This window comes from Paucibacter sp. XJ19-41, assembly GCF_028462495.1.
Lineage (GTDB): Bacteria > Pseudomonadota > Gammaproteobacteria > Burkholderiales > Burkholderiaceae_C > Roseateles_E.
In genome coordinates this window covers 1-10,787 of sequence record NZ_JAQOWX010000153.1, presented here as the reverse complement: position 1 = coordinate 10,787, position 10,787 = coordinate 1, and the positions used below count along the sequence as shown (strand labels likewise).

At 67.3% G+C, this 10,787-nt stretch carries 10 protein-coding genes; 8 read left to right on the top strand and 2 right to left on the bottom strand.

The features are described 5' to 3' along the window. Window positions 1-210: 210 nt before the first annotated feature. Both PO768_RS25735 and PO768_RS25730 read left to right on the top strand, forming a co-directional pair. Entirely contained in the window at window positions 211-1,902 is a 1,692-nt protein-coding gene (locus PO768_RS25735) for an AMP-binding protein (RefSeq protein WP_272648321.1), read from the top strand. A 93-nt stretch (window positions 1,903-1,995) separates the two neighbouring features. Next, entirely contained in the window at window positions 1,996-2,385 is a 390-nt protein-coding gene (locus PO768_RS25730) for a YkvA family protein (RefSeq protein ID WP_272648320.1), read from the top strand. Window positions 2,386-2,749: 364 nt separating this feature from the next. Here the strand turns inward: PO768_RS25730 and PO768_RS25725 are convergent, their stop codons facing one another. Beyond that, window positions 2,750-3,037, bottom strand: coding sequence for a 2TM domain-containing protein (locus PO768_RS25725; protein WP_137945500.1), 288 nt, complete (start codon window positions 3,035-3,037; stop codon window positions 2,750-2,752). Between the two features lie 178 nt (window positions 3,038-3,215). Here PO768_RS25725 and PO768_RS25720 point away from each other — a divergent pair, with 178 nt between their 5' ends. The 4 genes from PO768_RS25720 to PO768_RS25705 all read left to right on the top strand — a co-directional run bounded on the left by PO768_RS25720 (window position 3,216) and on the right by PO768_RS25705 (window position 5,921). Further along, window positions 3,216-4,163 (top strand): hypothetical protein, encoded by a 948-nt coding sequence (locus PO768_RS25720; RefSeq protein ID WP_272648319.1) that lies wholly within the window; start codon window positions 3,216-3,218, stop codon window positions 4,161-4,163. Then, window positions 4,094-4,657, top strand: coding sequence for a M20/M25/M40 family metallo-hydrolase (locus tag PO768_RS25715; RefSeq protein ID WP_336297786.1), 564 nt, complete (start codon window positions 4,094-4,096; stop codon window positions 4,655-4,657). Before PO768_RS25720 ends, PO768_RS25715 begins: the two co-directional genes overlap by 70 nt. A 104-nt stretch (window positions 4,658-4,761) precedes the next feature. Further along, complete coding sequence (locus tag PO768_RS25710) at window positions 4,762-5,274, top strand: hypothetical protein (RefSeq protein ID WP_272648318.1); 513 nt, start codon at window positions 4,762-4,764, stop codon at window positions 5,272-5,274. A gap of 56 nt (window positions 5,275-5,330) precedes the next feature. Continuing rightward, window positions 5,331-5,921: an NUDIX domain-containing protein gene (locus PO768_RS25705; protein ID WP_272648317.1), complete on the top strand. Its 591-nt coding sequence runs from the start codon at window positions 5,331-5,333 to the stop codon at window positions 5,919-5,921. A 17-nt stretch (window positions 5,922-5,938) separates the two neighbouring features. Here PO768_RS25705 and PO768_RS25700 read toward each other — a convergent pair whose 3' ends face one another. Next, window positions 5,939-8,914, bottom strand: a complete 2,976-nt coding sequence (locus PO768_RS25700) for a di-heme oxidoredictase family protein (protein ID WP_272648316.1) — start codon at window positions 8,912-8,914, stop codon at window positions 5,939-5,941. Between the two features lie 901 nt (window positions 8,915-9,815). Here PO768_RS25700 and PO768_RS25695 point away from each other — a divergent pair. Next, window positions 9,816-10,250 carry a hypothetical protein gene (locus PO768_RS25695; protein ID WP_272648315.1) on the top strand — a complete coding sequence of 145 codons (435 nt, stop codon included), beginning with the start codon at window positions 9,816-9,818 and terminating at the stop codon, window positions 10,248-10,250. A gap of 34 nt (window positions 10,251-10,284) precedes the next feature. After that, window positions 10,285-10,641, top strand: a complete 357-nt coding sequence (locus PO768_RS25690) for a hypothetical protein (RefSeq protein WP_272648314.1) — start codon at window positions 10,285-10,287, stop codon at window positions 10,639-10,641. Window positions 10,642-10,787: the final 146 nt, after the last annotated feature.

The following is a 10,787-nucleotide window of genomic DNA, read 5'->3' as shown; positions in this document are numbered from 1 at the left end:
GCGCTGGCGCGCGCCGACGCACTGCGCCCCGCCGGCCTGCCCGAGGTCCATGAGCTGGACGGGCTGCGCCGTGCACTGGGCGAGGGCCGGCTGGCCCCTGGCTTTCTAGAGCGGCGACTCTGAATCCAGCCCTAGCCCCGCAATAACCCGGTAGGCAGGGTGGCGCCCAGCCTATAGCCTCAGCGCCAAACCCCAAGAGGAGACATGCACATGCCCACTACGATTCCTGCCGACAGCCTGGCCCTGCAGCGCCTGTACCACTGGGAGCGCACCCGCCCGTCCAGCATCACGCTGACCCAGCCCCTGGGCAATGGCCAGGTGCAGGACTTCACCTGGGCCCAGGTGGCCGACGGTGCGCGCCGCATGGCGGCCCATCTGAAGACCCAGGGCTGGGAGCCTGGCGCCAAGGTGGCCATCCTGTCGAAGAACTGCGCCTGGTGGCTGATGAGCGATCTGGCGATCTGGATGGCCGGCTATGTCTCGGTGCCGCTGTACCCGACCTTGGCGCCCGAGACCATCAAGCAGATCCTGAACCACAGCGAGGCCAAGGCCTGCTTCGTCGGCAAGCTCGACGGCTGGGCCGGCATGAAGCCGGGCCTGCCCGCGGGCCTGCCCTGCATCAGCTACCCGCTCTCGCCCGACGATGCAAAAGTCGCCTACGAGGGCTGGGATGCGATCTGCGCCCGCAACCAGCCGCTGCAGGGCGAGCCGCTGCGCCCGGCCGACGAACTGGCCACCCTGATCTACACCTCGGGCACCACCGGCAACCCCAAGGGCGTGATGCATACCTTCGGCGCCTTTGCCTGGGCCCTGCAGGCCGGCCTGGGCCGCATCCCGCTGAATGCCGAGGACCGCATGCTGTCCTATCTGCCGCTGGCCCATGTGGTCGAGCGGGTGCTGGTCGAGCATGGCTGGCTGCGCACCGGCATGCGGCTGTTCTTCGCCGAGAGCCTGGACACCTTCACCGCCGATCTGCAGCGCGCCCGGCCCACGGTGTTCTTCTCGGTGCCGCGGCTGTGGGTCAAGTTCCAGCAGGGCATCCAGGCCAAGATGCCGCCGGCCAAGCTGGCCCGGCTGCTGTCGATTCCCCTGATCGGCGGCCTGGTGCGGCGCAAGATCCTGAAGGCCCTGGGCCTGGATCAGTGCCGCATCGCCGCCGGCGGCGCCGCGCCGATGCCGCTGGCCCTGCTGCAGTGGTACAGCAAGCTGGGTCTGAACATCAACGAGGGCTATGGCATGACGGAGAACCTCGCGGTCTCCCACATCACCGTGCCCGGCACCTTGCAGCAGGGCACGGTCGGCCCGGCCTATGACGGGGTCGACACCCGGCTCGATCCGAAGACCGGCGAGCTGCAGATGCGCAGCCCGGCGCTGATGCTGGGCTATTACAAGGAGCCCGAGCTGAGCCGCGAGGCCTTCACCGAGGACGGCTGGCTGCGTACCGGCGACAAGGCCCAGCAGGACGCGAACGGCTGTCTGCGCATCACCGGCCGGGTCAAGGATTTGTTCAAGACCAGCAAGGGCAAGTATGTGGCGCCCTCGCCGATCGAGGACCGGCTCGGGGCCCACCCGGCGGTCGAGGCCTGCGTGGTCACCGGCGCCAATCTGGGCCAGCCGCTGGGCATCGTGATGCTGTCGCCCGACGCCGCCGAGCGCAGCGGCACCGAGGCCGACCGCCAGCAGCTGATGACCCAGCTCAACCAGCATCTGGACGACGTCAACGCCCGGCTCGACCCGCATGAGCAGCTCGACTGCCTGGTGGTCGTCAAGACGCCCTGGACCGTCGACAACGGCTTCATCACGCCGACCTTCAAGGTCAAGCGCAACCGCGTCGAGGAGGTCTACGGACCGCACTTCGAGGAGTGGGTCGAGAAGCGCAAGAAGATCGTGTTCGGAGACTGATGNCAAGGTCAAGCGCAACCGCGTCGAGGAGGTCTACGGACCGCACTTCGAGGAGTGGGTCGAGAAGCGCAAGAAGATCGTGTTCGGAGACTGATGGCAAGGCGCCGCGGGCTGCTCAAGCGCTGGGCCTGGGCGCTGAAGTCCCAGGTCCTGGCGGTGTATTTTGCGGCCCGCGATCCGGCCGCGCCCGCGGCCTTGCGCCTGCTGGCACTGATCGTCGCCGCCTATGCGCTGAGCCCGATCGACCTGATCCCGGACTTCATCCCGCTGCTCGGCTATCTCGACGACCTGCTGATCGTGCCGCTGGGGCTGTGGCTGGTGGTCCGCTACATGCCCGGGCCGGTGATGGCGCGGGCCCGGCTGCGGGCCGAGGCCTTGCTGAAGAGACCCAGGAGCTGGGCCGCCGCAGCCGTGGTCATCGCCCTCTGGCTGCTGCTGGCCGGGCTGCTGACGCTGTGGCTGGTGAGGACCTTTCCGGCCTGAGCCGGCGGTTCATTCCTGGCTCTTTATGCGTTGATTGTTGATGCTGAAGTGCTGACGGGTGGGACGCAGGAGGACGGGCAGACCTGCTGCTGCGTGTCCCCCGGCCGCTTCGCGGCCTCCTCCTTGACCTCCGCATCAGGCCTGCCCATCCTCCTGCTTGGCGCCGCATTGGGTTTTCTTCGCGGAAACCCAGTGGTGGAGAAGCCGGGATGCGGGTGTGCGCAATTGCGCAGGTCAAGGAGGAGGGCCGCTTGCGGCCCGGGGGACACGGAGCAATTGCGTACACCCGTGTCCCGGCGCAGCCCAGTCCTCGCAGAGGCCATCGCTGCACGATCACGGAGCAAAGAGCCTTCTCTTCGTCCGCTCACTGGCGGCGCAGCCGCTCCAGCTCGGCCGCCATCATGCGCTCGCGCAGGCCGCCGCCGCTCATCAGTGCCAACAGGGTCACCAGGCCGTGGACGGCCAGGCCCAGGCCCCAGCCCCACAGCGGGAACACATGCCAGCGCGGGCCGCCGGTCAGGCTGTTGAGCACAATGAGGCCCAGATTGACCGCGACGAAAACGGTCAGATGCACCAGAAAGCCCATCTTCATGTCGACGCGCTTCTTGGCTTGGTCCCGCAGTTCCTGCTCGGTGGGGGTGCTGATGGTCATGGTGCTGGCTCGGTTTGTGTTGATGGGTCTCATCTTCGGCACCGGCGCTTGGCCCCGCCAGCGGCGGGCGACGAATGGCGAGCCGGCGCCGTGAATCGACGTCGCAACGGCGCGAAGCGGAGCGCGAGCCCGGCTATGCTGGGCGCCGCTGCGAGACAGACCCCTGGGGAGGAAAACAATGCCTGCTTTGTCGCTCCGAGTTGCTGCGCGCCGGCTGCTGCTGGCCACCCTGATAACCCTGCTGCCGGGCCTGGCCGGCGCCCAGTCCGAGGCGCCGGCCTTCACGCCCGCTGAGCTGCAGGCCGCCCAGGCGCTGCGCGCGGCGGCGGCCGATCATGGCCTGGCCTATGAGCTGGTCGATTCGCTGGTCACCGAGGTCGGCGCCCGGCCGGCCGGCTCGCTGGCCGACGCGCGAGCGGTCGAGTGGGCGCTGGCGCGGCTGAAGGCGCTGGGCTTCTCGAATGTGCGGGCCGAGCCGGTGCCGCTGCGCGCCTGGAAGCGCGGCGAGGCCCATGCCCACATCACCGCGCCCTATCCGCACCCGCTGGTGATGACGGCGCTGGGCAATAGCGTGGCCACCGCCAACGAGGGCCTGCATGCCGAGATCGCCTACTACCCCGATCTGGAGGCGCTGAAGGCCGACGCCAGCGAGCGCGCCAAGGGCCGCATCGTCTTCATCGACCAGAAGACCGAACGCACGCGCGATGCACGCGGCTATGGCCGGGCGGTGGCGGCGCGGGCCCAGGGCACGGTCGAGGCCGCCAAGCGTGGCGCGCTGGCCGTGGCGATACGCTCGATAGGCACCGACCGCGACCGCCTGGCCCATACCGGCGCGACCCGCTATGCCGAGGGCATCAGCAAGATCCCGGCGCTGGCCGTCTCGGTGCCCGATGCTGACCTGATCGCCCGGCTGCAGCGTTACGGCCAGCCGGTCAAGATGCATCTGGTGCTGCGCGCCGAGGCCGGCATCGCCGCGACCTCGCACAACGTCATCGCCGAGATTCCCGGCACCGAGCTGGCCGAGGAGGTGGTGCTGCTGGGCGCCCATCTGGACAGCTGGGACCTGGGCCCGGCGCGCTCGACGACGGCGCCGGTGTCGGCATCGTCACCGCAGCGGCCAAGCTGATGCTGGAAGCGAATCTGAAGCCGCGTCGCACCGTGCGCGTGGTGCTGTTCGCCAACGAGGAGAACGGTTTCGACGGCGCGCTGGCCTATGCCGAGCAGTACAAGGCCCAGGTGCACCAGTTCGTCGGCGAGAGCGATCTGGGGGCAGGTCTTGTCTACCGGCTGCAAAGCCGGGTGCGGCCCGAGGCCCTGGGCATCGTGGCCCAGATCGGCCAGCAGCTCGCGACGCTGGGCATCGCCCCGGGCAGCAACGAGGCCACGCCCGGCCCGGACGCCGCGCTGCTGATGCGCCGCCTGAACTGGCCGGCGCTGGAGCTGAGCCAGGACGGCAGCGACTACTTCGACTGGCACCACGCGCCCAACGACACGCTGGACAAGATCGACCCGGCCAAGCTGAGCCAGGCCGTCGCCGCCTGGGCCGTGATGGCCTGGCTGGCGGCGCAGAGCCCGCTGCCCTTCGGGCCGATGCCGGCGGCGCCGGCAGCCAAACCCTGAGGCGCGATGGCCAGCCCGCCCGAACAGCCGCTGGGGTTCAGCTGGCTGCTGCATGAGAGAAAATCCGGGGAGCGACAGTACTTTTGGCTTCATAAGGAACGCATGTGCTGAGCTTGACGAGTAAGCGGTGGGAGGAGCTACAGCATGCTTACGGCTGCGCGGCCAACATTCCCGGGATGCTGGAGCAGTTGGAGTCCCTCCCGGCGTCCGAAGGCAATGCCGAGCCCTGGTTCGGTCTCTGGAGTGCGTTGGCGCACCAAGGGGATGTCTATTCCGCATCCTTCGCCGCTGTTCCGCATGTCGTGGCGGCGCTAGCCACGGCGCCTGTGCAAGCCGATGCATCGTTCCTCCAATTTCCAGCCTGGGTAGAAATCTGCCGGGCGAAAAATGGGGTTGAGATTCCTGAAGATCTCCGAGAGGCCTACTTTGAATCGTTGGCGCGCATTCCCTCTTTGGCAGCGCTGGCGCTCGGGAGCCCGCGAGAGCCTGGCGTTCTAGCCTGCGCTTTATCGGCCATCGCAGCCTCACAGGGGCAATATGCGATCGCCGAAGCAGTGCTTGAATTGGCCGAACCCGAGACTGCCGAGCAGTTTCTACAGTGGGTCTTCAGCCATTGACGCTCAACCCTGCAGTCGTGCCTACCCGCGCCAGTTTTGTCGGCCGAACTCTAATCATGAGCATCGCAGACCCCGTACCCTCGGCCCAGCCACGCGCCCAGGGGCGCGCCGAGCTGCTGTCGATCCGGCCCTGTGACCCATGGGAGCGAGAGCAGCGGGCGCAGACGCTGGACTGGGTGGACACCGGCGCGCCGCTGTGCCGCATCGCCAAGCCGGCCACGCCGCCCCGCCATCTGGTCTCCTACTTCGCGTTGGTGGATGGCGAGCACATCCTGCTGGTGGACCACCGCAACGCGCGCCTGTGGTTGCCCAGCGGCGGCCATGTCGAGCCGCTGGAGCCGCCGCGCCGTACCGTGGCGCGCGAGCTGGCCGAGGAGCTGGACCTGGTGCTGGACGAGTCCGAGGTCGGCCCGCCGCGCTTTCTCACCTGCACCACCACGGTCGGCCTGACCGCCGGCCATGAGGATGTGTCGCTCTGGTACGTCCTGCAAGGCGACCGCCATGCACCGCTGCCACGCTTCGATGCGGGCGAGTTCGAGGCTGTGCGCTGGTTTGCTTTTGACGAGGTGCCGCTGCAGCGCAGTGATCCGCACATGGGGCGGTTTCTGGGCAAGCTGCGGAGCGGGAGGCATCTCGCCCATTCCTGATGCGCCGCAGCTGGCTGTCACAGCGAGTTGAGGAAGGCCAGCAAGGCCTCGCGGTCCGCCTTGGACAGGGCCTCGAAGCGCTGCCGGCTCGCCGTTGCCTCGCCGCCGTGCCAGAGGATGGCTTCGGTCAGCGTGCGGGCCCGGCCGTCATGCAGATAGCCCACCTTGCCGGCATTGCCGGCGACCCGCTCGGTGTAGCCGATGCCCCAGAGCGCGGGCGTGCGCCACATGCTGCCGCTCGCCTGCCCCTCGACCAGGTTGTCGGCCAGATCTGCCCCCATATCGTGCAGCAGCAGGTCGGTGTAGGGCTTGATGATCTGGTTGCGCAACTCGGCAAACTCGGATCCTGAACCCGTCTTCATCTCGCTGACATGGCAGGCGGTGCAACGGTTGTTCTGGAAGATCTTGGCGCCTGCGGCCACCTGGGTCGGATTGACGTCCAGGTAGGGCAGCGGGGCCACGCCCTTGGGGAAGCCGCTGGCCACGCTGCGCTGCGCCGGCACGGCCAGCAGGCCTAGGTAGCGCGTGATCAGGGTCAGGTCGTCCTCGGACAGGCCCCGTTCGACCTTGGCCGGCGCGCACTGGCCCATCAGGCAATCGCGGTTCGGGTAGACCGGGCTGGTGACCGACATGTCGAGCAGGGCCGCGTTGGCGGCCTGGTGGCGCAGGCTGACCTTGGAGGCCTTCCAGCCAAAACGGCCCAGCTTCACCGCACCGGTCTCCGGGTCGTAGGCGTAGTTGGCCTGGCCTTTGACGCCGTCGGCGTCAGGCGTGCTGCGCACGCGCGAGAGGATCTCGGCGTCGGAGACGGCCTCCAGCAGGCCCATGCCTATCATCGGCTGGGCGCTGCGCAGCGAGAACACGCTGGGCGTCGGCCCGTCGAATGCGACCCGGGGCTTGCTCAGCGTCACCGCGGTGCCGTCCGGCAGCGTCACGGTCTTCAGGTCGAAGCCCTCCACACGCACGCTGGTGCCCCAGTCCTGCGCGGCGCCGGTGGCGAGCGAGCGCGCATTCATCTGGACGGCCATGCCGTAGATCGGATGCGGCACCTGCTGCCCGCTGGCGTCGGTCGTCGCGGCGCGCACCGCCATCGTGTCGAGCCGCTGGTTGATCGCGCTCGGCGCCAGGCTGCGGCCGTTGCCGATGTGGCAGGCGAAGCAGGTGGCCTGGTTGAAGCGCGGGCCTTGCAGGCCGACGCCCGCCTGGTTCCGGTCGTTGCCGCTCTCGTTGTGATCGCCGGTCCACATATGGGTGTGGATCCAGCGGCGCCCTTCCATGAAGCGCTGCATGTTCTGCATGCCGATCTGGTTGTTCGGCTGCTGGAACATGAAGCTCGCGTTGTCAGCGTAGTCATAGGACACCGAACCGAGGCCGCCCTGCAGGGTGTCCTCCGGCAGCGGCGCGTTCATCAGGCGTGGCTGCACGCCGTACCAGGGGCGCAGGCCGCTGCCCACCACATAGGTCACCTCGGTGGTGTAGTAGCGGAAGGCGCCGCTGTCGCCGATCGCGTCCATCGCCGCGCGGGTCGAGAAGAACGAGCCGGTGAACTCGATCGCGTCGCCCACCTTCAGCGCACGCGAGGCCACGCTGGCGCCGTTCGGCGCCATCACGCCGTTGGCGTTGGCGGCCAGCGCCCGGTGGCCGGGATAGCTGTCGAGCACGACGCTGCAGCCGTCGTTGGCGCCCTTGACGCCCTTGTAGCCGCCGTTCGGATTGAGCAGTGCGTCCTGCGGCGGCTTTGCGACGATGGCGCAGGCGGCCACATCGTTGAAGCCTGCCGTGTAGGTCGAGCGGTCCAGCAATTCTCCGGGTGACATCCAGCCATAGCCCGTCACACCGGGTTCGTCGAAGCGCCGGAAGAAAGAGTGGCCGCCGCCCCGCTGTGCCTGCTGGTAATACTGGTTGACGACGATGGTCGGCTTGGTGACACCGGCGACCCGGCTGTTGTCGATGAACTCCACGCCCCAGGTGCGGTTCTTGAAGTAGTTGGCGACGAAGTTCAGGTGGGCGCCCGGACCCTTGTCCTGCGGCTTGCCTGTCGCGTCGACGGTCTCGTTGACACCGTAGCCGATCTCGTTCCAGTCCTCGCCACGCTCGCGCGCGTGGCGGGAGCGGCCCACCATGCCGAAGCGGGTGACCAGGGTGCCATCGGGCAGCGAGAACTGCACCGTTTCCAGCGGTGCCTGCGCGGCGGGCGGGGGCGCGAGTGCGGCCCCGTTGGCCGGAAACGGCAACGCCGCCGTGGCGAGCACCGGCAGTGAGTTGTCGCCGCCCGGCGATTTGAATGTCACCTCGAACAAGGAGTAGCCATACTGCGTGGCTCGCGCGACCCCTTGCAGTCGCACATAGCGCACATGGGCGTTAAGGTTGAAGAACTCCTCGGTGCCGCCCTTGCCGCCCACCACGTAGCGGATCTGATACCAGGTCTGGCCATCGTCCGAGCCCTGCAGCGCGTACTCCTTGCCGTGCGCGTTCTCCCAGGACAGCTGTAGATAGCCCAGCTGGGTCTTGGCGCCAAAGTCGAACTGGATCCACGCGGCATCGTCTGCGGCGCTGGACCAGCGCGTGGTCTTGCTGCCGTCGATGGCCAGGGCGGCCGTGTGGGCGCCCTCGACGGCCGACGAGGTCGCCGCGGCCACCTTCACCGCCACGCCCGGCTTGCTGAGGTCGATGCTGCCGACCGGCAATTGCTGCGCGGGCGGGAGGGTCGGGGTTGCCACCGGCGTGGGCGTGGGCAAGGCCACCGGCGCGGCCACCGGTGCGGGCTCCAGCACAGGCTCAACCGTCGGCGCGGAGGCCGGAGGTTCGGGCGCCGGCGACCCACCGATGGGCGGCGCGTCCGCAGGCGGCGAGGTCTCGCTGCCACCGCCGCCACCGCCACATGCCGCAAGCGCGGTGGCAAGCGCGATGAGCAGGGCCGACGTGACCCACGGATGGCGAGGCGCGTGCCGTTGCGGGCCGGCGGCCACGGCGCTGTTGGTCTTGCTGTTCATGTTCAATTCCCGCGGAGGTGCTGACAACGAGGGAAAGGCGACCGAAAGCCATCCCGCCGTTAGTTATCGCTTTGTTTATTTCTTCTTTGTCGTCCGCCAGGCGACGACGGCCGGCCGACTGCGCGAGATGGTGTCAGTGCCCGTGTCTGGGCTGATGTCGACTTGTAAGCGGATATGAATGGCGAGGAACGCACAGTCTTCTGACTCGTGAAATAGCACCGCATTCGGTGCCGTGCGGCTGTGCCGCCTGAGGCAAATGCCGGCTGCTGTGCCTGGCCCTGAAGTCTTGCCGGCAGCGGCGTTAGCGGGCTTTCCCCCTGCCGGATCAGCCCTCCCACCAGTCAGCCGCCATTTCAATCGGAGTTGTTGACGATCAGTTGCAGACGGTTGCAGTTCTGCCCGGCGCCTGGGCTCCTTGTCGCGGGGCTGCGACGTCCCGCATGCACAGGGTCGGGCGGTCATCAAGCCGACTTGGTTCGGCTTCTTCCCGTCATCCTTGAACCATCTTGGCCGCGAGCCAGAACGTCAGGCCGTCCGGCCGGGCTTCGGCGGGGTGCGCATCAAGAAGCTGGCGAACTGCAGATCCGCCGCGACGGCGCCGCGTCGTCACCCTGATGCGCGGCGACCAGGCGCGGCGCCTGCAGGCCGTGCTGGTGCGCTGCGGCACCGAAGCCGATGCCCAGCGGCTGCTGGTGCGGGCGACGGGGAATTACAAGCGGGGGAATGAGAGGCGGGGGTGAGGCGGCACTCGCAGCGGGGGCTGCCTGGGGACAGAGTCTTGGCCGGTTGAGGGCTGTGGCGATGTAAGGGCCGGTCGGTATAGGTGGGTGTGTGAGCAGGTCTTGAGCAAGAATCGTTAACAATCGACAGACAATATGTTGTGCCTCACTTGAAACCTGATGTGATCGGCGAAATTTGCTCGGCGCTCAGTAACGCAGCTATTGAGCATGGCTGCTTTCACGACTGCGTTCATGTTTCTCTCCCGGGGGGCTTTGGCTCGCTTGAGATCAAGGCATGGTCGGATGGTGATCATTCGATCCAGCTACTTGACGGCGACTTCCACACGCATCTGGATCTGCTCGCGGATGAGTACAAGCTCGAACCTGTCGAAGCCTTTGTGCTCTTTGTGAGGAAGCTCCTTAGTGGCGAGCTTTTTCTGATCGAGGAGACATCGGCCGATGGCGTGATACGTCGAACGATTGAGGAGTCGCTAGAGGCGTACCTGCCATACGTCGAGAAGAACTGCACCTACAGGGTCGTGAATGAGGCACAACCCTTCTATCGAGGTGATGCCCAACCGGCTGAGCCGGTCGTCACCCCTTATGTCAAACGATGAGCGTCGTAAATTGAGCTGGAATGCTGCACTGACCATGAGCGTTGTTGCTACGCTGGGCTGCTTTGCCTTCGGAGCGTGGCGCTTCGTCATTGCGCACTCGACCTCTGGTCTCGCCGTGGGGTCGTTTGCCCTGGGGTCAGCGCTCCTGGCGCTGACGGTGGCAACTTGCGTGACTTACGCTTTTGCGCCGTTTGCAATCCTCCGGCAGTTTGGTGGCTCCTTATTGGTTTCGGCCATCGCCTATGTCGGTGTCTTTGCCTACGCAGTGCTTAAACGTCGGCTTGAGTTCGGCAATTTGTTGCTGTTCGCGGTTGTGGGGTTTGTCGGCCTATGTTTCTTCGGGTTCTATGCAGCGCTGCTTGTGGCGTGCTCTTTCGGCGACTGCCTCTGAACCAATGACACCCACCCAGCACCGCGCCCAGATACGCGCCGAGCTGCTGGCTATCCAGCCCTGGGACGCGCTGGAGCGGGAGCAGCTGGCGCAGACGCTGGACTGGGTGGACAGCGGCGCGCCGCTGTGCCGCATCGCCAAGCCGG